Below are 18,033 nucleotides of genomic sequence, written 5' to 3' on the forward strand. Positions count from 1 at the left end.
CAGTACCCAGATGCGCATCGCGCTTGGTTTCCGAAATCCTGCAAACCTTTTGCGACACCGCCTGTCAGCCCGGGAGCATGCTTTATTTGCCGATTTTGCCGCAACAGCCTATATGCCGGGATCAAAGGATAAAGAATGGCCCGCATCTACAAGACCCGCACCTGGCACAACGAGCTTTCCCCCTCCCTCGAGGAGCTTGAGCTGCTGGCGCTGGAAGCCTACGCGCATCTGCCGGAGGAATTCCGCAAGCTGACCGGCGAGATCGTCATCCAGGTGGCGGAGTTCCCGACCGACGAGATCATGGACGACCTGTCGCTGGAAACGCCCTTCGACCTGCTCGGCCTGTTCGAGGGGCGCGGCATCGCCGAGCGCTGGAATCCCGCGACCGGCGAAGGACCGAACCGCATCACGCTCTACCGCCGTGCCATCCTCGACTACTGGGCAGAGAACGAGGAAACGATGGGCGATATCGTCACCCATGTGCTGATCCACGAGATCGGCCATCATTTCGGCCTCTCCGACGACGACATGGAGCGCATAGAGGCCTCGGCGGAATGACAACGGGCGGCGAGATGACACCGGTCGAGCTGTACGAGAAACTCAAACAGGCGTGGAGCCTGGAAACATCGAGTGCATGGCAGCCCGATAATCCGGCAAGAGGTCAGTGCAGCGTCACCGCCATCGCCGTCCACGATATCCTCGGCGGCGATATCATGAAGACCCGCACGCCGGGTGGCACGCATTTCTACAATCGGGTCAACGGCGTGAAATGGGATCTCACCATCAGCCAATTCGATCGGCCGATCCCATTTGAAGACCTGCCATCGGATCGTGCTGAGGCGATGGCTGACACTTCGCCCGCGCAATACGAGCTATTGAGAAAAAGGCTCGGCCTATAGAGCAATTCCAGGAAAAGTGCGTAGCGGTTTTCCGTCCGGAATTGCGTCAAGCAAAGAGTTATACCAAACGGTCCTCTTGATTGACCGTTGGAGCGCGCGACTGCGCCCGTTGGCGCGAAGCTGGAGCGTTTCCGTTTTACGGAAACGCGGAAACGCTCCAGGTTTTTGTTTTTCTCTGGCGGCCCGGATGGGCCGCGCCGGCGATTGAGGCGCCCTGGATGGGCCAACATCCAGGGCCTCTGGTATTAGCGACCGCCTACCAGTCGCTCAGCTTGGTTTCGCCCGCCACATAGTCCTGGCCCTCGACATCTTTCACCACGGCCTGGCCGCAGCGCATCACCTTTTCCTTCTTGTCATAGGCATAGGTCGGTGAGCCGTAGAGATGCCAGCCCTTATTCAGCGCGGCCGTCACCTTGTGGCAGAAGGTGGCATCGTCAATGGCGGTGAGGAAGCGGTAGAGGCGCATGGTCCTGTCCTTGAAGCGGTTGCCTGATCATGCGCCGATGCTAGAGCGTTTCCGTTTTCACGGAAACGCGGAAACGCTCTAGCTTTTTGTTTTACGCAATTCCGGACGGAAAACCGTCACACTTTTCCTGGAATTGCTCTAGCAGCTTTCGCCAGCAATTTCTGAGCCTGGACCAAGTGGAGGCGTTCCACCATCCGGCCATCCAGGGCGATCACGCCCTTGTCGGCGTTCTCAGGCCTGGCAAAAGCCGCGACGACGGCCCTGGCCTCCGACAAAGCCTGTTCGGAGGGAGAAAAAGCGGCGTTGGCCGCTTCGATCTGCGCTGGATGAATCAGCGTCTTGCCGTCGAATCCCATGCCGGCGGCATCGACGCATTCGCGCACGAAACCGTCCGAGTTGCGGAAATCGTTGAAGACACCGTCGAGCAAGGCAATGCCGCCGGCGCGCGCGGCGAGCACCATCTGCATCAGCCAAGGCATCAGATAGCGCCGGTCCGGGGTGGCCAGAACGCCGGTTTCCTTGATCAGGTCGTTGGTGCCGGCAACCAGGCAGGCGAGCCGCGACGCGGGGTCGCGGCCGAGCTCGGCGATGGCGGCGATGTTGATCAGCGCCCTGGGCGTCTCGATCATCGCCCACAGTTTCACCTCGTCGGGTGCATCGGCTTCGTCGAGGGCATCGCCGGCCTCGAGGATGTCACGCGGCGTGTTGATCTTGGGCAGCAGAATGCCGTCCGGCTGGCAGGCAAGGGCCACAGCCAGATCCTCAGGCCCGCCTTCGCCACCGAAGCGGTTGATGCGCACCACCATTTCGCAGCGCCGTTGCGGGCGGTTGGCGAAGATCGCGGCGAGCCTGTCGCGCGCCGAGGCCTTTTCGTCCGAGGCAACGGCGTCTTCCAGGTCGATGATGGCGGCGTCGCAGGCAAGGGTCGGGAGCTTGGCCAGTGCGCGCTCGTTGGCAGCGGGAATGTAGAGAACGGAGCGGCGCGGACGGTAGGGATTTTCAGCCATCTGGTCTTCTTGCCCGCCAATGCTGGCCCTTGCAAGAGTGCGTAGGGAATAGTGAGTAGGGAGTAGAGCCGGCCCCAGAAGTCGGGTAACCACTATTCTCTGCTCACTATCTCCCTCTTCACTGGTTCTTTTATGGCGCAATACGACATCGTGATCATCGGCGGGGCCATCGTCGGCGCCTCGGTTGCCTATTATCTGCGCGAGGAAGGCTTCAGCGGCTCCATCGCGCTGGTCGAGCGCGATCCGCAATTCGCCCATGCCGCAACGACGCTGTCCTGCGCTTCGATCCGCCAGCAGTTCTCGATCCCGGAAAACATCCGGCTGTCGCAGTTCACGCTGAAGCTGTTCCGGCGGCTGAAGGAAGAATTCGGCGAAGATGCCGATATCGGTTTCCGGGAAGGCGGCTATCTGATCCTGGCCGGCGAGAACGGCCTGCCGATCCTGAAGGCCAACCATGACGTGCAGGTGGCCGAAGGCGCCGATATCGTGCTGGAGGATGCCGAGGCATTGACCCGCCGTTTTGTATGGCTGTCGGCGGAAGGCATCACTGCCGGCGCCTATGGCCGCTCCGGCGAGGGCTGGTTCGACGCGCATGCCTATCTGCAGCTGTTCCGCAAGGCACTGCGCGGCAAGTCGGTCGACCTGATCACTGCTTCCGTCACCGCCATTGCCCGTGACGGCGACACGATCCAGTCGGTGACGCTGGACAATGGCGAGACGCTGCAGGCGGGCATCGTCGTCAACGCTGCCGGCCCCAATGCCGGCAAGGTCTCGGCGATGGCCGGGCTCGACCTGCCGGTCGAACCGCGCAAGCGCTCGGTGTTCGTGTTCGAGGCGCGCGAGCGCTACGAAGACCTGCCGCTGCTGGTCGATCCGAGCGGCATCTATGTGCGCCCGGAGGGTTCGGTCTACATCACCGGCGGTGCCGAGCCGGAAGACGGCGAACTTGCCGCCGATCCGACCGATTTCGAGCCCGACTGGTCCCTGTTCGAGGAAACGATCTGGCCGGTGCTGGCCACCCGCATTCCCGCCTTCGAAGCGATCAAGATGACGCGTGCCTGGGCTGGCCACTACGACTACAACACGCTCGACCAGAACGCGGTGATCGGCCCGCATCCGGAGGTGAAGAACTTCATCTTCGCTAACGGCTTCTCCGGCCATGGCCTGCAGCAGGCGCCGGCGGTCGGCAAGGCGCTGGCCGAGCTGATCATGCATGGCGGCTACCGCAGCATCGACTGCTCGGCTTTCGGTTATGCCCGCGTGGCGGAAGGCCGGCCGTTCCGCGAGCTCAACGTGATCTGACCGCAACAGCCCAGCCGAACTTCGTCGTTGGCGTTTCGCCGCGCCCATACCACGATTGACTCTTTGCGCAATCGGCGTAAAAGCCGGCACCGAACAGGAACGTCTTCATGCGCGGCCTCATCATGGCTCTTTTCGCATTCGACTTCCCCGGCCATGGCAACATGGTTGCGGGCGGCCGGCAGCGTGCGCTCCTGTCCTCGACCAAAACTATGGCCAAAAAAACTACCGTCACCACGGTTTGATCTCCCTTGGCCTTCTCGCCCTCTCCCCGGGTCTGGCCCGAGGGAGGCGAGACCCGCGGTGGCCGGCGGGTTTCTCCAAGCAGAACGAGCGGAGAGCGACAGGAGAATTTTTCTATGGGTTTCAAGGTTGCGGTAGTTGGCGCCACGGGCAATGTGGGCCGCGAAATGCTCAACATTCTGGAAGAACGCGGCTTCCCGGTCAGTGAAGTCGTCGCGCTCGCCTCGCGGCGAAGCCAGGGCACCGAAGTGTCCTTCGGCGACAAGACGCTGAAGGTGAAGGCGCTGGAAGGATACGACTTCTCCGACACCGACATCGCCGTCATGTCGGCCGGCGGCAACGTCTCCAAGGAATGGTCGCCCAAGATCGGCAAGCAGGGCTGTGTCGTCATCGATAATTCGTCGGCGTTCCGCTACGACCCGGAAGTGCCGCTGATCGTCCCCGAAGTGAACCCGGACGCGATCGAGGGCTTCTCCAGGAAGAACATCATCGCCAACCCGAATTGCTCGACCGCGCAGCTGGTGGTGGCGCTGAAGCCGCTGCATGACGCGGCGACCATCAAGCGTATCGTCGTTGCGACCTACCAGTCGGTGTCGGGTGCCGGCAAGGAAGGCATGGACGAGCTGTTCACGCAGACGCGCGCCGTCTTCGTGGCCGACCCGGTCGAGGCCAAGAAGTTCACCAAGCGCATCGCCTTTAACGTCATCCCGCACATCGACGTGTTCATGGAAGACGGCTCCACCAAGGAAGAGTGGAAGATGGTGGCCGAGACCAAGAAGATGCTCGACCCCAAGATCAAGCTGACGGCCACCTGCGTGCGCGTGCCGGTGTTCATCGGCCATTCCGAAGCGGTTAATGTCGAGTTCGAGAAGCCGATCACGGCCGACGAAGCGCGCGACATCCTGCGCGAGGCGCCGGGCTGCCTGGTCATCGACAAGCGCGAGGACGGCGGCTACATCACGCCGATCGAGTCTGCTGGTGAAGACGCCACCTACATCTCGCGCATCCGCGAGGATTCGACGCTCGATAACGCCCTCAACATGTGGATCGTCTCGGATAATTTGCGCAAGGGCGCTGCCCTCAACGCCGTGCAGATCGCCGAGCTGCTGGTCGAGCGTGGCCTGATCCAGCCGAAGAAGAAGGCGGCTTAGTTTTATCCTCACGCTGTCGCCGCTTCGCGGCTCGCTCCGGACGGGGCGCGCCACGAGGCGCGGCGCACGGTCGTGCTTGCGGTCTTTGATCGTTGGTTTCGCTCACGGGCCGTACCGCCGCCATTAGAGCGCCGCGCGTCCGTTGGACGCGCAAAGGACGCTCTAACACTTTGAGTTGGCGCATGATCCTTTCCGAAAATCGGAATCGATTTTCGGGGTCATGCGCTGGGCGGCTGGTCCTCCGCGGGGGGCGCCGGACGACCGGCGGCCCGCAGTCGCGGGCTTAGTCTGTGGTTGAAAAGTCTCAAAGAAAAAGGCCCCGGCGGTTTTGCTGCCGGGGCCTTTTTCGTTGTGAGGAAGATCGCTCTACAATCAGTTCCAGTCGCGGATGTCGACGAAGTGACCGGCGATCGCGGCGGCGGCGGCCATGGCCGGCGACACCAGGTGCGTACGGCCCTTGAAGCCCTGGCGGCCCTCGAAATTGCGGTTCGAGGTCGAGGCGCAGCGCTCATGCGGCTTGAGGCGATCGTCGTTCATAGCCAGGCACATCGAGCAGCCCGGCTCGCGCCAGTCGAAGCCGGCTTCAATGAAGATCTTGTCGAGGCCTTCGGCCTCGGCCTGTTCCTTCACCAGGCCGGAGCCGGGCACGATCATGGCGTTGACGGTCGCGGCGACCTTCTTGCCCTTGGCGACGGCAGCGACAGCGCGCAGGTCCTCGATGCGGCCATTGGTGCAGGAGCCGATGAAGACGCGGTCGAGCGTGATGTCGGTGATCCTGGTACCCGGTTCGAGACCCATATATTCGAGCGCGCGCTTCTTGGAGTTGCGCTTGTTCTCATCGGCGATCTCGTCGGGGTTTGGAACGACGCCGAGCACCGAGGTCACATCCTCCGGCGAAGAACCCCAGGTGACGATGGGCGGCAGCTTGCCGGCGTCGAGTACCACGACCTTGTCGTAGTGGGCGCCTTCATCCGACTGCAGCGTCTTCCAGTAGTTCAGCGCCATGTCCCAGGCTTCGCCCTGCGGTGCGCGCGGCTTGTCCTTCACATAGGCGAAGGTGGTCTCGTCCGGCGCAATCAGGCCGGCGCGTGCGCCGCCTTCGATCGACATGTTGCAGATGGTCATGCGGCCTTCCATCGACAGCGAGCGGATCGCTTCGCCGGCATATTCGATGACATAGCCGGTGCCGCCGGCGGTACCGATCTCGCCGATGATGGCGAGGATGATGTCCTTGGCGGTGACGCCTTCCGGCAGCTGGCCGTCGACACGCACCAGCATGTTCTTGGCCTTCTTCTGGATCAGCGTCTGGGTGGCAAGCACATGCTCGACTTCCGAGGTGCCGATGCCGTGCGCCAGAGCGCCGAAAGCACCGTGCGTGGAGGTGTGGCTGTCGCCGCAGACGATGGTCATGCCTGGCAGGGTGAAGCCCTGCTCGGGGCCGATGATGTGGACGATGCCCTGGCGGCGGTCCTTCTCGGAATAATACTCGACACCGAAGTCGGCGGCGTTCTTGGCCAGCGCCTCGACCTGGATGCGGCTTTCCTCGTTCTTGATGCCGTTCACGCGGTCCGGCGAGGTCGGCACGTTGTGGTCGACGACGGCCAGCGTCTTTTCCGGGTGACGGACCTTGCGGCCGGCCATGCGCAGGCCCTCGAAAGCCTGCGGGCTGGTCACTTCATGCACGAGGTGGCGGTCGATCCAGAGCAGGCAGGTGCCGTCGTCCTGGCGGTCGACCACGTGTTCGTCGAAAATCTTGTCGTAGAGGGTGCGCGGTGCGCTCATGTGCGTAAATCCGTCGATGTGATGCAAGGAAGATGCGGAGATGCGCCTGTCTGGAAGGGGCGCAGTCGGCCGTCAGCTAAGGCGACCTGGAGGTCACCTAAGTCGGCTGGTCAGCGCGCCGGAAATGCGGGCGAAAAAGCGCGCGGGCAGGCGTTTCTTGTCCTGCAGCACGAAGCCCTTGTAGGCCGGATCGCCGAAAAGCTCTTCCATCGCCGTTGCCATAGCAATCTTTTGGCTTTTCGGCAATTGCGCCGAGAAGCCGCAAATATGCCCGAAAGCTCGATTGCCCTGCGTGGCAAACGAGGGAACCTGCATGATCGATCGCCGCACCGTCCTCAAGTCCCTGGCGCTGGCGGCCTGTCCGGCGTTGCTGACGCGCCCGGCATCGGCCGCTCCGCAATCGCAACCATGGACCGAACGGCTGGTCGACGCGGCGTTCCAACAGGTCGGCGTGACCGTCATCTACGATCCGGCCTATGTGCGGCTCGACTATCCCGGCGGCGATGTTCCTGCCGAGCGCGGCGTATGCACCGACGTGGTGGTGCGCGCCTATCGCAAGGCGTTCGACGTCGATCTGCAACGGCTGGTCAACGAGGACATGCGTGCGGCGTTTTCCGCCTATCCGACGATCTGGGGGCGCAAGCAGCCGGACCGCAACATTGATCACCGCCGTGTTCCCAACCTGGAGACCTTTTTCAAACGAAAGGGCGCTGCGCTGGAGGTTGTCGATGATGCGGCGGCCTATCGGCCCGGCGACCTGGTCACCCAGCGGCTGCCGGGCAACCTGCCGCACATCGCCATCGTCACCAACAGAATGACGTCAGACGGCCAGCGTCCGCTGGTGGTGCACAACATCGGCGCCGGCGCCAGGGTCGAAGATACGCTGTTCGCCTTCCGCATCGCCGGCCATTTCCGTTTCGCACCTGAGGTCTGAGGCGTTCCGATTGGCCTCCTGCGCGTACTCTGGCGTTAGAGGATCTCGAACACGAAGGTCTTCACCTGCGCCTCGGGGTCGGCGACGGCATAGCAGCGGAACCAGGGGCTCTCTTCGAGCGGGCGCCATTTGCCGCCCCGTTCCAGTTCGGTGAAAACCTCACGGAAGCCGCCGGTTTCGTACACCTGGTCGCGCACCGTGAAGATGGCATGGCCACCACTTCTGGTGATGCGCACCAGCTCATGCAGGCCGGCGGCCGGCGCGTGACCGATGGTGAAGACACCGGTGGAGAAAAAAGCGCGGAAATGCCTGTCCGGCCAAGGCAGCGGGCCGCCGAGCATCGCCTTTTTCAGGTCGCCATAGGCCTGCCTGCCGGCAGCGACCCGCAGCATCTCGTCGGAAAGGTCGAGCCCGACCAGATCGGAGTAGCCGAGCGCCTTGAGCTGCGGGCCGGTGAGGCCGGTGCCGCAGCCGGCATCGAGCAGCGGACCCTCGCCCGCCGCCACATAGCGCGCTACCCAGGCAGTGATCAGGAACGGCAACAGATAGCCGAGCGAGGCAGTCTCGCTGTCATAGTTCGCTGCCCAGGCGGCATAGGCAGCATCGAGGGCTCCGGTCGAACCGGCACCATAGACGGAATCCAGCGCCGCATGCGCCTTGTCGGTGTCCATCTCCTGTCTCCCGCAGTTGTTCCCACCAGCGTGGAAGCGAACAGCGGCCGCGTCAACCCAGACGCTGGCTGCGGCGCATGCGCTGTTCCAGGGCCCTCAGCGCCAAAGACAGACTGACGGTAAGGGTGAGGTAGATGTAGGCGACGATCGAATAGGTTTCGAAGAAGCGGAACGAGCCGGAGGCGTAGATCTTGCCCATCTGGGTGATGTCGGCGACGCCGAGCACCGAGACCAGCGAGGAATCCTTGGTGATGGCGATGAAGTCGTTGCCGAGCGGCGGCAGGATGACCCTGATCGCCTGCGGCATGACGATGAACCTGAAACGCTGGCCGCGGCTCAGGCCGAGTGCCTTGGCAGCCTCGACCTGACCGATATCGACCGACTGGATGCCGGCGCGAAAAATCTCGGCGATGAACGGCGAGTAACCGAAGGCAAGCGCAATGATGGCGCGCCACAGCAGCGAGACCTCGCGCACCAGCAGTGCGTCCATGTAGCCAGCCTGCTGCAGCGGCAAGGTGATGAAGTTCCAGCCCGCGACGAAGGCAGGTACGCCAGCGAAGGCGATCCAGAACAGAAGCACGAGAACCGGAATGCCGCGCATGATCTCGACATAGAAGCGCGCAGCCTGCCGTAGCCAGATCGATCCCGACAGTCCCATCAGCGCGATGCCGAGGCCGATCGTCGCCGCCAGAAGGAATGCGACCAGCGCAACGAAGATGGTGATGCCGATACCCTGCGCGACGGTGGCGAAGACCTGCGCGTAGACGTCGCTCGTGGCGATCGCAAACGCCGCAACCGCAGCGATGGCGACAGCCACCGCCAGCCACCAGGGAAATTCCTTGGCCTGCTTGCCAGACGCGGACGGGGTCAATGTCGCGGCTCGCCAAAGGAGGAAGGCAAGGTCTCGAAGCGATCGAGGATGGTAACCACCTGGCGGCCCCCTTCGGACAGCGTATAGATGACGCCGCGCGGGAAGGTGGAGACCGCATTGCGTTCGATCAGTCCCCGTTGCATCAGGCCGTCCAGCCGCTCCGACAGCACTTTCGCGGTGATGCCGGGCAGGCAGGCCATCAGCTCACCGTGCCGCCTGGCGCCAACGGACAGGTGCCACAGCACCAGTGCATTCCAGCGATGACCGAGGAAAGCCAGCCAATCCTCGACCGGACACAGGTCCGGCCGTCGCGGTGCGGGCATTTGCAGGCAGGCTTCGGCCGTCGCCGGTTCGGTCATGCTGGGTTCCCGTTTGGATAGTTCTGAAACGACATGGTTCTGTTCTCGAAACAGGAGAAAGCCAATGTCAAGAAAAGTCTATCAGCCGGCTGAGATGAATGGAGCTTTTGCGGCCGCCCGCAATGCCGGAAATCTCGATGACCTGCTTTCGCTCTATGAAGAGGATGCTCAGTTGCTGGTGGATGCAGGTGGGGCCAGTCTGATCGGCAAGGCGGCGATTGCGACGGAACTGCGGAAGCTGATCGAATTGCCCGGCACGATGGTGTCGAACAACACGTTCTGCGTGGTACAGGGCGATCTGGCGCTGTTGCGTGCCGATTTCGCGCTGAGGGACGGAAAAGACGTCGTCATCTATTCCGGCTTCACCGCCGAAATCATCCGCAAACAAGCCGATGGCTCGTGGCGTTACGTGATCGATCATGCCGGCGCCAGTCGGTATGGCGCCGGCTGATCTCATCCGAAGCGATTGTCTATTGGCCGACCTTGTAGTCGAGGAACCACTTCTTGTTCAGGGCATCGATGGTGCCGTCGGCCTTGATGGCCGCGATAGCCTCATTGACCGGCTTCACCAGGTCGGAGCCCTTGGCGAAGATGAAACCGAAGTCTTCGGTGCCGAGCGGGCCGCCGACAAGCTTCAGCTTGCCTTCCGAGGCGTCGACATAACCCTTGCCGGCGGTGGAATCGGTCAGCACCACATCGACGTCGCCTGTTTTGAGCGCCTGAACGGTGGCGCCGAAGGTCTCGAACAGCTTGATGCGCGGGTTCTGCTCATTGCCGTCGAGCACGGAATAGACGGCGGTGTAGAAAGGCGAGGTGCCCGGCTGCGCGCCGATCAGGCCATCCTTGAAGGCACCGAAGCTCTTGGCGTCGTTGAAGCGGCTCTCATCACCGCGCACCAGCATGAACTGCTCGTTGCGCATGTAGGGGTCGGAGAAATCGACCTTGGCCTTGCGCTCGTCGTTGATGGTGATGCCAGTCATGCCGATGTCGTACTGCTTGTCAGCCACCGACTGGATCATCGCATCCCAGGAGGTGTTCTGGTATTCGACCTTGAAATTCAGCCGTTTGGCGATTTCGTTCATGAAATCGTATTCCCAGCCGATCTGCTTGCCCGACTTGGGGTCGACGAACTGCAGTGGCGGGTAGGCGTTTTCCGTCACCACCACGACCTTCTTGCCGGCAAGGTCCGGCAAGGTCTGGGCAGCGGCGGCAATCGGCGCGAGAAGGCAGGCAGCAATCGCGGCCAGCACGAGTTTCGATCTGATCATGATATATCCCTCGAGAAACGAGGACCGAGCCCACACCCCGTTGGCGGTCCAATCAATTGCGCGCCGACATTAGCTTTCTATCGGGCCCTTGCAAGGCACGATATTGCGCTACACGCCAAGAAAGTGCAATTCGATGGCGATGGCTGGGCGTGATTGCGGTGTGTTATCGCTCGGTTCCGTCAGGCGGCTCGGAAAAAACGGTTTCGATTTCCGCAGCGCGCAACTGACTGCTCAACCTGTTCAGTGTGTCGCGCAACCCGGCCAGTTCCGCCGGTTCGAGCGGCAGCTGGCAGCCGAGGGCCTCCTGGATGCCGCTGGCTGCAGCGCGCAGCGCTTCACCCTCGGCGGTCGGCTGCACCAGCACGCGCCGCTCGTCGGCGGGGTCGCGGCGGCGGCTGATCAGCCCGCCCACTTCCATGCGCTTCAGCAGCGGCGTCAGCGTGGCCGGGTCGAGGCCAAGTGTATTGCCGAGTTCGCCGACCGTGCGCGGCGCCTTTTCCCACAATGCCAGCATGGTGAGATATTGCGGATAGGTCAGCCCAAGCGGCGCCAGCAGCGGACGGTAGAGCTTCGTCATCAGCCCGCTGGCCGAATAGAGCGCGAAGCACAGTTGACGATCGAGCCGGGGCGTCTGCGCCCGGCTCGCATCCGTTTTTTGCGTGGTCGTGTCCGAAAGGGTCATCCCGCCTTCACCGAAAGAGCGACGTCTACATTGCCCTTGAGCGCATTGGAATAAGGGCAGACCTTGTGTGCGGCAGCAACCAATGCTTCCGCCGATGCCTGATCCAGGCCTTTGGTCTCGGCGATGAGCTCGGCACCGAGCCTGAAACCGCCCTCGCCATTCGGCAGAAGGTCGATCTTTGCCGTCACCGCGGCATCCGCCAGCGGCAGCTTCTGCTTGCCGGCAACGAAACGCATGGCGCTTTCGAAACAAGCGGAATAGCCGGCAGCAAAGAGCTGCTCGGGATTGGTGGCGCCGCCCTTGCCACCCAGTTCCTTCGGCATGGCCAGGTCGAGGCTGAGCAAGCCGTCAGGGGACTGTACATGGCCGGCGCGACCGCCAACAGCACGGGCTTCGGTGGAATACAAAGCAGACATCGTCATCTCCATTTAATTTGTGTGCAAACAATTAGTGTACAAATTAAATGGAGTCAACCTGAATCTCGTTGTCGGACCAGGGGGCGTCACCGTTGCATCTGCCGGCGTATCGCCGGATCAGTTCCGATCAAGCAAATCCGAAGCCGGCATCCGGAGAGCCGGATTCCGAGCGCAAAGCTCGAGAAGCTTCTCCGCGGCTTGCCTGTGATCTTGAAGCGCCGCTTGACGATACCATTTGAAGGCACCCGTCAAATCGACGTCGCAGCCAAGCCCCTCCTCGTAGATCGAGCCCAGCAGATACTGCGCTTTCGCCTCGCCCTGATTTGCTGCCTCAAGCAGCCACCTCGTGGCCTCGGCGGCGTCCTCGGCAACCCCATCCCCCAGAAGGTGCAACATGCCCAAGGTGCTTTGCGCCGCTGCATGTCCCTGCTCTGCCGCTTTCCGCATCCATTGGGCGGCCAGCGGCTTGTCGCGGCTTACCCCGGCACCCTGGGCGGTCATGAAACCAATATTGTATTGTGCCGTCGCCAGATCCTGCCGTGCGCTCAAGCCAACCCAGTCGACCGCTGCAGCCAGATTTCGCGCAACGCCCTCCCCCCGGGCGTGCATGACACCCAGGTTGTTTTGCGCGGAAGCATCGCCCTCATCGGCAAGAGAACGCCAGATCGCCAGTGCTTTCTCATGCTTTCCTTCGCTATAGAAAGCATCGGCGTCGGTGGAAGCTCCCTCGGCAATCAACAGCCAGGGCATGGACGGAGCTCGACCGTTTGGAACGCTCATTCGCAGACCAACCTCGACAAGGAGTGCGCTTCCGCCAAGGTGCAATCGCGGGTGAAGTTTCGCAACTGCATTCATAGGCCGTAGCGGCGCCTGCAAAAGTTCGCCTTTGGCCAAACAGCTGCAAGAAATGAAAAAGGCGGCCGAAGCCGCCTTTCCAGAATCAGCAGGATCCGAAGATCTTATTCGGCAGCCGCGGTTTCCGCAGCAGCAGCCTCGGCGGCAGCCTTCTTCTCGGCAGCTTCCTGGGCGGCCTTCTCGGCGGCCAGCGCCTCGGCAGCAGCGACCTTCTCGGCTTCGATCCTGGCCTTCTCGGCGGCGAGCGCTTCGCGCTCCTCGTCGTTCAGCTTGCGGGCGCGCACGCCGGTGTTCTCGGAGATACGAGCCGACTTGCCGCGACGATCGCGCAGGTAATAGAGCTTGGCGCGGCGAACCTTACCGCGACGCACGATCTCGACCGCTTCGACCATCGGCGAGTAGACCGGGAACACGCGCTCCACGCCTTCGCCATAGGAAATCTTGCGGACGGTGAAATTTTCCTGGAAGCCGGAGCCGGAACGGGCGATCACGACGCCCTCATAGGCCTGCACGCGGGTACGGCTGCCTTCGGTGACGCGCACCTGGACGCGCACGGTGTCGCCGGGCTGGAATTCGGGCAGCTTGCGCTTGGCTTCGATCTTGGCGGCCTGTTCGGCCTCGATCTGACGGAGAATATCCATCTTAAAAATCCACTTCTTGTTCTTCCGACAGCCAGAGCGCCCTGCACTTGCCTTGCAGTCATTCCGACCGCTCGGCTATGCCTTCCATCCGAGGACGTCCGGCAGGGGCGACTACACCGCCATAGTTGACGGGTCCGGACGATGCTTATCCGGTTCGGCGCGGCACATAGCGCTATTTCGCGCGTTTGTCACCTGTCCAACGGTATTTTTTACCGTGGCCGGTTGGTCAGGCCGGCTCGCAATGCCAAAAAAACGGCTCATGGGGAAGCGCTGATCATGACTGAATCCAATCCCATCCGTTTCGCACGTACCGCACTGCTCGACATCGCCTATGAGGATCATGGCGAGCCAAACGGCGATCCGATCATCCTGCTGCACGGTTTTCCTTACGATCCACGCGGTTATGACGAGGTCTGGCCGTTGCTGACGGCGCGCGGGCATCGCGTCATCGTGCCCTATCTGCGCGGTTATGGGCCGACCCGCTTCCGCTCCGAAGCTTCGATGCGTTCGGGCCAGCAGGCCGCGCTCGCGCAGGATCTCATCGACCTGATGGACACGCTGTCGATCGAGAGGGCGGCGCTCGCCGGTTACGACTGGGGCGGCCGTGCCGCCTGCATCGTTGCAGCGTTGTGGCCGGAACGGGCGCGCTGCCTGGTGACCGGTGACGGTTACAACATCCAGAACATTCCGGCTTCGGTGAAGCCGGCATCGCCCGAAGACGAGTATCGCTACTGGTACCAGTATTATTTCCATTCGGCGCGCGGCGTGCGTGGGCTGACCGAAAACCGCGAGGCGCTGACCCGACTGTTGTGGAGGCTGTGGTCCCCGACCTGGGCTTTCAGCGACGATGATTTCGCGTGCAGCGCAGCGTCCTTTAACAATCCCGATTTCGTCGACATCGTCATCCATTCCTATCGGCATCGCTACGGCTACGCACCCGGCGACCCGCTGCTTCAGGCGATCGAGAACCGGCTGGAGAAGCAGCCACTGATTTCGGTGCCGACAATCTCGCTCTGTGGCGCCGATGACGGCGTCGGTCCACCCGACGAGGAGGATGGCCATCAGTTCTCCGGCCCGTTCGAACGCCGGATCCTGCCGGGCGTCGGGCACAACATTCCGCAAGAAGCGCCGAAAGCGACGGCGCAAGCGCTGCTGGAGCTGATGGGCAAGGCCTGAGTTTGCTTGCGTGCGGGCGGTGACGCCCCTAAACCTGCTGGACACTAGAGCGTTTCCGCCTTAACGGAAACGCGGAAACGCTCTAACTCTTTGTTATTACGCAATTCCGGACGCAAAACCGCTACGCACTTTTGCTGGAATTGCTCCTGCGACAGGGCCAGCCTTGACGTTCATCGACGCCGCCATTCTGTTTGCCGCCGGCCTGTTGTCCGGCATTGTCAATGCCGTTGCCGGCGGCGGCACTTTCCTCACTTTCGGGGCGATGAGCGTGCTGGGCATTCCGCCGATCTCGGCCAATGCCACGTCCTCGATCACGCAGTTTCCAGGCTACATCACCTCGACGCTGGCCTATTGGAACGACATCCGCGCCATCTGGCGCAGTGCCCTGCTGCTTTGCATCGTCTCGGCCATCGGCGCGCTGGGCGGCGCACTGCTCCTGCTTGCCCTCGACAACCCCTCCTTCCGCGTCATGGTGCCATGGCTGCTGATCGCGGCCACCGCGCTGTTCGCCGCCGGACCATGGCTGAAGCCGAAACCGAAGCAAGGTCAGCCTGCCGCAGTCGGCACCGTGCCGGGTGCTCTCATGCAGTTCGCCACTGCCATCTATGGCGGCTTTTTCGGTGCCGGCATGGGCGTGATGATGCTGGCGACGCTGGGCCTGACCCAGAGCGGCGACTACCACCGCCTCAATGCGCTGAAGAACATGTTCTCCATCGTCATTGCCGCCGTTGCCATCCTGATCTTCGTGTCGGGTGGCGTGGTGTCCTGGCCGCAGGCGATCGTCATGATCCCGGCCGTCGCGGTCGGCGGGTATGTCGGTGTCTGGATTGCCAAGCGCGTGCCGCAGAACGCGGTACGCGGCTTCGTCATTGCGGTGGGACTGTTCCTGGCTGCCTATTATTTCCTGAAAGCCTAGCCGCGCTCGCGCTAAACTTTCGCCGACAGCAAATCCGGCCGTCGTTCCGCCGTCAGCTTCTCAGCCTGTTCGTGCCGCCACGCCGCGATCCTGGCGTGATTTCCAGAAACCAGCACGTCAGGAATGGGTCGGCCCTCGAAATCCTGCGGCCGGGTGTAATGGGGATGTTCGAGCAGGCCGTTCTCGAAACTCTCTTCCTCGCCGGAGCGCTCATTGCCCATGACGCCCGGCAGAAGCCGAACGATCGCGTCGAGCAGGACCAGCGCTGCCGGCTCACCGCCGGACAGGATGAAATCGCCGATCGAAACCTCTTCCAGCGCGCGTGCTTCGATCACGCGCTGGTCGACGCCTTCGAAGCGGCCACACAGGATGACGACGCCCGGCCCCGCCGCCAGTTCGCGCACGCGCGCCTGCGTCAGCGGCTTGCCGCGCGGACTCATCAGCAGCTTCGGGCGGGGATCGCCGTCAGGCGCGGTATGATCGATGGCACGCGCCAGCACATCGGGGCGCATCACCATGCCGGCGCCGCCGCCGGCCGGCGAATCATCGACGGTGCGGTGCCTGTCAAAAGCGAAGTCGCGTATCTGGATCGGCTGCAGGGACCAGTCGCCGCGTTCCATCGCCCGACCGGCCAGTGAGAGGCCGAGCGCGCCCGGGAACATCTCCGGATAGAGAGTAAGAACCGACGCTGAAAAACTCACCGGTTGCCTCCGGCGTCCTTCGGACCGCGTGGCCGGCGTTTCGCGTCGAAACCGTCATGGCCTGGCGTCGTCTCGCTGTCGGGCTCGCCATCTCCGTCTTCATCCTCGACGAGGCCGGCCGCGATCGGGTCGATGCGTACGAAGCCGCCGGAGACCGAAACCTCGGGAACGGCTGCCTGGGTGAACGGGATGAGCACGCCCTTGCGAGAGCCGAGCGTGATGTCGAGGATGTCGCCGCCGCCGAAATTCTGCACCGACACGATCTTTCCGATGATGGCACCGGTGTCGTCCTTCACGGCGAGACCCATCAGGTCGGTATGGTAGAATTCGTCCTCGTCGCCATCGTCGGGCAGCGCCGAGCGGTCGATGAAGAGCTCGACATTGGTCAGCGCTTCGGCGGCGGAGCGGTCGTTGACGCCTTTGAAACGCACCACCACGACATTGCCGGTAGGGCGGATGTCGTTGATCTCGAAAGCGCGACCATCCTTCGAATAAAGCGGACCATAATCGGCAAGCGCCAGCGGATCGCTGGTGAAGGTCTTCACGCGCAGCTCGCCCTTGATGCCATGGGGGGCGCCGATCACGGCCATCTGGACAGGATTTTTTGGTTTGGTCATCGGCCGGGCTTCATCGCTTGGTAACCTGAAAGGCAAATGCTGGTCTGCAGCACCGCCTTCCGATGAAAGTCTGTCAGGTGTTCTAGTCAACAGGGCCCGCTCTGCCAATGCAGGAATTCCTCATCGCTGCCAAGCCGGATCTCCAGGCCGCTCGCGAAAGCTGGCTGCAGGGGCTTGCTGGTGAGCGCCGGCTGTCGGCGCTGACGGTCGAAGCCTATGAACGCGATACGCGCCAGTTCCTGCAGTTCCTGACCGGCCATGTCGGCGGTCCTGCCGGCATAGCCGACATCGCGGCCCTGCGCCCCGCAGACCTGCGCGGCTTTCTCGCCCAGCGCCGCAATGAAGGGGCCGGCGCCCGCACATTGGGTCGCGGGCTTGCCGGTGTGCGCTCACTGCTGCGTTTCCTGGAACGACGAGGGCTGGCGAATGCCGCCGGCGCCGCTGCGCTGCGCGCGCCGAAACAGCCGAAATCACTGCCGAAGCCGTTGACCGCGGCCGATGCGCGGCGGGTCGTCTCGACCGGCGAGCAGATGGCGGAGGAGCCCTGGATCGCGGCGCGCAACGCTGCCGTCCTCACTTTGCTCTACGGCTCGGGCCTGCGTATTTCCGAGGCGCTTGGCCTGACCGGTGCCGAGCTTGCGCAAGCGTCGGAGACGGTGCTGCGCGTCGCCGGCAAGGGTGGCAAGGTCAGGCTGGTGCCCGTCCTGCCTGTGGCGTTCCAGGCGATCGCCGAATACCGCAGGCTCTGTCCTTACCATCTCGGCGCGGATGGGCCGTTGTTTCGTGGCGCTCGCGGCGGACCACTCAATGCGGCGATCATCCAGCGCGAGATGGTGAAGCTGCGCTCGGCGCTGAACCTGCCCGAGACGGCAACGCCGCACCGTTGCGCCATTCCTTCGCCACGCATCTGCTGGGACGCGGTGGCGATCTGCGCACCATCCAGGAATTGCTCGGCCATGCCAGCCTGTCCACGACCCAGATCTATACCGGTGTCGATACCGCAAGACTGCTCGACATCTACGAGGCGGCGCACCCTCGCGCCTGAGCCGCCGGCGGAGCGGTGACAATTTTCATCGCCC

At 62.9% G+C, this 18,033-nt stretch carries 23 protein-coding genes and 1 pseudogene; 10 read left to right on the top strand and 14 right to left on the bottom strand.

The genetic code is table 11. The features are described from left to right. Nucleotides 1-135: 135 nt before the first annotated feature. Together C1M53_RS11775 and C1M53_RS11780 are read left to right on the top strand one after the other, a co-directional pair. On the top strand, nt 136-558 hold the full coding sequence (locus tag C1M53_RS11775) for a metallopeptidase family protein (protein WP_129412414.1): 423 nt from the start codon (nt 136-138) through the stop codon (nt 556-558). After that, a complete protein-coding gene (locus C1M53_RS11780; RefSeq protein WP_207213097.1) occupies nt 555-899 on the top strand; it encodes a hypothetical protein in 345 nt (114 codons plus the stop codon). Before C1M53_RS11775 ends, C1M53_RS11780 begins: the two co-directional genes overlap by 4 nt. A 256-nt stretch (nt 900-1,155) precedes the next feature. Here C1M53_RS11780 and C1M53_RS11785 read toward each other — a convergent pair whose 3' ends face one another. Beyond that, the gene (locus C1M53_RS11785) at nt 1,156-1,365 is read right to left on the bottom strand and encodes a DUF1737 domain-containing protein (RefSeq protein ID WP_129412415.1); all 210 of its coding nucleotides are present in this window, start codon (nt 1,363-1,365) and stop codon (nt 1,156-1,158) included. 116 nt (nt 1,366-1,481) lie between these two features. Next, nucleotides 1,482-2,372, bottom strand: a complete 891-nt coding sequence (locus C1M53_RS11790) for a CoA ester lyase (RefSeq protein ID WP_129412416.1) — start codon at nt 2,370-2,372, stop codon at nt 1,482-1,484. 132 nt (nt 2,373-2,504) lie between these two features. Between C1M53_RS11790 and C1M53_RS11795 the strand changes: the two genes are divergently transcribed. From C1M53_RS11795 to C1M53_RS11800, 3 genes are all read left to right on the top strand, one after another. Continuing rightward, nucleotides 2,505-3,674: an FAD-binding oxidoreductase gene (locus C1M53_RS11795; protein ID WP_129412417.1), complete on the top strand. Its 1,170-nt coding sequence runs from the start codon at nt 2,505-2,507 to the stop codon at nt 3,672-3,674. 107 nt (nt 3,675-3,781) lie between these two features. Further along, nucleotides 3,782-3,916: a hypothetical protein gene (locus C1M53_RS32350; protein WP_260855432.1), complete on the top strand. Its 135-nt coding sequence runs from the start codon at nt 3,782-3,784 to the stop codon at nt 3,914-3,916. A gap of 114 nt (nt 3,917-4,030) precedes the next feature. Then, entirely contained in the window at nt 4,031-5,065 is a 1,035-nt protein-coding gene (locus C1M53_RS11800; protein ID WP_129412418.1) for an aspartate-semialdehyde dehydrogenase, read from the top strand. A gap of 372 nt (nt 5,066-5,437) precedes the next feature. On the opposite strand, the gene leuC is transcribed toward C1M53_RS11800, so the two are convergent. Together leuC and C1M53_RS32355 are read right to left on the bottom strand one after the other, a co-directional pair. After that, entirely contained in the window at nt 5,438-6,847 is a 1,410-nt protein-coding gene (gene leuC, locus C1M53_RS11805; RefSeq protein WP_129412419.1) for a 3-isopropylmalate dehydratase large subunit, read from the bottom strand. Nucleotides 6,848-6,940: 93 nt separating this feature from the next. Then, complete coding sequence (locus C1M53_RS32355) at nt 6,941-7,069, bottom strand: hypothetical protein (protein ID WP_275448604.1); 129 nt, start codon at nt 7,067-7,069, stop codon at nt 6,941-6,943. Between the two features lie 91 nt (nt 7,070-7,160). Here C1M53_RS32355 and C1M53_RS11815 point away from each other — a divergent pair, with 91 nt between their 5' ends. Further along, nucleotides 7,161-7,781, top strand: coding sequence for a DUF1287 domain-containing protein (locus C1M53_RS11815; RefSeq protein ID WP_129412420.1), 621 nt, complete (start codon nt 7,161-7,163; stop codon nt 7,779-7,781). Nucleotides 7,782-7,816: 35 nt separating this feature from the next. Here the strand turns inward: C1M53_RS11815 and C1M53_RS11820 are convergent, their stop codons facing one another. The 3 genes from C1M53_RS11820 to C1M53_RS11830 are packed head-to-tail and all read right to left on the bottom strand — an operon-like array spanning nt 7,817 to nt 9,682. Further along, a complete protein-coding gene (locus C1M53_RS11820; protein WP_129412421.1) occupies nt 7,817-8,452 on the bottom strand; it encodes a class I SAM-dependent methyltransferase in 636 nt (211 codons plus the stop codon). A 52-nt stretch (nt 8,453-8,504) separates the two neighbouring features. After that, nucleotides 8,505-9,323 carry an amino acid ABC transporter permease gene (locus C1M53_RS11825; protein WP_129412422.1) on the bottom strand — a complete coding sequence of 273 codons (819 nt, stop codon included), beginning with the start codon at nt 9,321-9,323 and terminating at the stop codon, nt 8,505-8,507. Next, nucleotides 9,320-9,682 (bottom strand): helix-turn-helix domain-containing protein, encoded by a 363-nt coding sequence (locus C1M53_RS11830; RefSeq protein ID WP_129412423.1) that lies wholly within the window; start codon nt 9,680-9,682, stop codon nt 9,320-9,322. The genes C1M53_RS11825 and C1M53_RS11830 overlap by 4 nt, the downstream gene beginning before the upstream one ends. Before the next feature lie 64 nt (nt 9,683-9,746). On the opposite strand from C1M53_RS11830, the gene C1M53_RS11835 reads away from it, so the two are divergent. Then, the gene (locus tag C1M53_RS11835; protein ID WP_245488528.1) at nt 9,747-10,133 is read left to right on the top strand and encodes a nuclear transport factor 2 family protein; all 387 of its coding nucleotides are present in this window, start codon (nt 9,747-9,749) and stop codon (nt 10,131-10,133) included. Between the two features lie 19 nt (nt 10,134-10,152). Here the strand turns inward: C1M53_RS11835 and C1M53_RS11840 are convergent, their stop codons facing one another. From C1M53_RS11840 to rplS, 5 genes are all read right to left on the bottom strand, one after another. Next, a complete protein-coding gene (locus tag C1M53_RS11840; RefSeq protein ID WP_129412424.1) occupies nt 10,153-10,950 on the bottom strand; it encodes a transporter substrate-binding domain-containing protein in 798 nt (265 codons plus the stop codon). Nucleotides 10,951-11,113: 163 nt separating this feature from the next. Next, nucleotides 11,114-11,632, bottom strand: a complete 519-nt coding sequence (locus C1M53_RS11845) for a MarR family transcriptional regulator (protein WP_129412425.1) — start codon at nt 11,630-11,632, stop codon at nt 11,114-11,116. After that, nucleotides 11,629-12,054: an organic hydroperoxide resistance protein gene (locus tag C1M53_RS11850; protein WP_207213098.1), complete on the bottom strand. Its 426-nt coding sequence runs from the start codon at nt 12,052-12,054 to the stop codon at nt 11,629-11,631. Before C1M53_RS11850 ends, C1M53_RS11845 begins: the two co-directional genes overlap by 4 nt. Nucleotides 12,055-12,165: 111 nt before the next feature. Next, on the bottom strand, nt 12,166-12,798 hold the full coding sequence (locus C1M53_RS11855) for a tetratricopeptide repeat protein (RefSeq protein ID WP_165358124.1): 633 nt from the start codon (nt 12,796-12,798) through the stop codon (nt 12,166-12,168). A 209-nt stretch (nt 12,799-13,007) separates the two neighbouring features. Next, on the bottom strand, nt 13,008-13,544 hold the full coding sequence (gene rplS / locus C1M53_RS11860) for a 50S ribosomal protein L19 (protein ID WP_129412428.1): 537 nt from the start codon (nt 13,542-13,544) through the stop codon (nt 13,008-13,010). Nucleotides 13,545-13,820: 276 nt separating this feature from the next. Here rplS and C1M53_RS11865 point away from each other — a divergent pair, with 276 nt between their 5' ends. Beyond that, a complete protein-coding gene (locus C1M53_RS11865; protein ID WP_129412429.1) occupies nt 13,821-14,720 on the top strand; it encodes an alpha/beta hydrolase in 900 nt (299 codons plus the stop codon). Nucleotides 14,721-14,883: 163 nt separating this feature from the next. Continuing rightward, nucleotides 14,884-15,636 (top strand): sulfite exporter TauE/SafE family protein, encoded by a 753-nt coding sequence (locus C1M53_RS11870; protein ID WP_129412430.1) that lies wholly within the window; start codon nt 14,884-14,886, stop codon nt 15,634-15,636. An 11-nt stretch (nt 15,637-15,647) separates the two neighbouring features. On the opposite strand, the gene trmD is transcribed toward C1M53_RS11870, so the two are convergent. Together trmD and rimM are read right to left on the bottom strand one after the other, a co-directional pair. Further along, on the bottom strand, nt 15,648-16,337 hold the full coding sequence (trmD, locus tag C1M53_RS11875) for a tRNA (guanosine(37)-N1)-methyltransferase TrmD (RefSeq protein WP_129412431.1): 690 nt from the start codon (nt 16,335-16,337) through the stop codon (nt 15,648-15,650). Next, on the bottom strand, nt 16,334-16,954 hold the full coding sequence (gene rimM, locus C1M53_RS11880; protein WP_129412432.1) for a ribosome maturation factor RimM: 621 nt from the start codon (nt 16,952-16,954) through the stop codon (nt 16,334-16,336). The genes trmD and rimM overlap by 4 nt, the downstream gene beginning before the upstream one ends. Before the next feature lie 107 nt (nt 16,955-17,061). Between rimM and C1M53_RS11885 the strand changes: the two are divergent. Then, a pseudogene (locus C1M53_RS11885) lies at nt 17,062-17,999 on the top strand (tyrosine recombinase XerC). Nucleotides 18,000-18,033 lie beyond the last annotated feature (34 nt).

This window comes from Mesorhizobium sp. Pch-S (genome assembly GCF_004136315.1).
In the GTDB taxonomy this organism is placed as follows: Bacteria; Pseudomonadota; Alphaproteobacteria; order Rhizobiales; family Rhizobiaceae; genus Mesorhizobium.

What these genes read in the sequence shown, in the direction of transcription:
- C1M53_RS11775 (WP_129412414.1), top strand. Translation starts at nt 136, where the DNA reads ATGGCCCGCATCTACAAGACCCGCACCTGGCACAACGAGCTTTCCCCC.
- C1M53_RS11780 (WP_207213097.1), top strand. Translation starts at nt 555, where the DNA reads ATGACAACGGGCGGCGAGATGACACCGGTCGAGCTGTACGAGAAACTC.
- C1M53_RS11785 (WP_129412415.1), bottom strand. Translation starts at nt 1,365, where the DNA reads ATGCGCCTCTACCGCTTCCTCACCGCCATTGACGATGCCACCTTCTGC.
- C1M53_RS11790 (WP_129412416.1), bottom strand. Translation starts at nt 2,372, where the DNA reads ATGGCTGAAAATCCCTACCGTCCGCGCCGCTCCGTTCTCTACATTCCC.
- C1M53_RS11795 (WP_129412417.1), top strand. Translation starts at nt 2,505, where the DNA reads ATGGCGCAATACGACATCGTGATCATCGGCGGGGCCATCGTCGGCGCC.
- C1M53_RS32350 (WP_260855432.1), top strand. Translation starts at nt 3,782, where the DNA reads ATGCGCGGCCTCATCATGGCTCTTTTCGCATTCGACTTCCCCGGCCAT.
- C1M53_RS11800 (WP_129412418.1), top strand. Translation starts at nt 4,031, where the DNA reads ATGGGTTTCAAGGTTGCGGTAGTTGGCGCCACGGGCAATGTGGGCCGC.
- leuC (WP_129412419.1), bottom strand. Translation starts at nt 6,847, where the DNA reads ATGAGCGCACCGCGCACCCTCTACGACAAGATTTTCGACGAACACGTG.
- C1M53_RS32355 (WP_275448604.1), bottom strand. Translation starts at nt 7,069, where the DNA reads ATGGCAACGGCGATGGAAGAGCTTTTCGGCGATCCGGCCTACAAGGGC.
- C1M53_RS11815 (WP_129412420.1), top strand. Translation starts at nt 7,161, where the DNA reads ATGATCGATCGCCGCACCGTCCTCAAGTCCCTGGCGCTGGCGGCCTGT.
- C1M53_RS11820 (WP_129412421.1), bottom strand. Translation starts at nt 8,452, where the DNA reads ATGGACACCGACAAGGCGCATGCGGCGCTGGATTCCGTCTATGGTGCC.
- C1M53_RS11830 (WP_129412423.1), bottom strand. Translation starts at nt 9,682, where the DNA reads ATGACCGAACCGGCGACGGCCGAAGCCTGCCTGCAAATGCCCGCACCG.
- C1M53_RS11835 (WP_245488528.1), top strand. Translation starts at nt 9,747, where the DNA reads ATGTCAAGAAAAGTCTATCAGCCGGCTGAGATGAATGGAGCTTTTGCG.
- C1M53_RS11840 (WP_129412424.1), bottom strand. Translation starts at nt 10,950, where the DNA reads ATGATCAGATCGAAACTCGTGCTGGCCGCGATTGCTGCCTGCCTTCTC.
- C1M53_RS11845 (WP_129412425.1), bottom strand. Translation starts at nt 11,632, where the DNA reads ATGACCCTTTCGGACACGACCACGCAAAAAACGGATGCGAGCCGGGCG.
- C1M53_RS11850 (WP_207213098.1), bottom strand. Translation starts at nt 12,054, where the DNA reads ATGACGATGTCTGCTTTGTATTCCACCGAAGCCCGTGCTGTTGGCGGT.
- C1M53_RS11855 (WP_165358124.1), bottom strand. Translation starts at nt 12,798, where the DNA reads ATGCCCTGGCTGTTGATTGCCGAGGGAGCTTCCACCGACGCCGATGCT.
- rplS (WP_129412428.1), bottom strand. Translation starts at nt 13,544, where the DNA reads ATGGATATTCTCCGTCAGATCGAGGCCGAACAGGCCGCCAAGATCGAA.
- C1M53_RS11865 (WP_129412429.1), top strand. Translation starts at nt 13,821, where the DNA reads ATGACTGAATCCAATCCCATCCGTTTCGCACGTACCGCACTGCTCGAC.
- rimM (WP_129412432.1), bottom strand. Translation starts at nt 16,954, where the DNA reads ATGACCAAACCAAAAAATCCTGTCCAGATGGCCGTGATCGGCGCCCCC.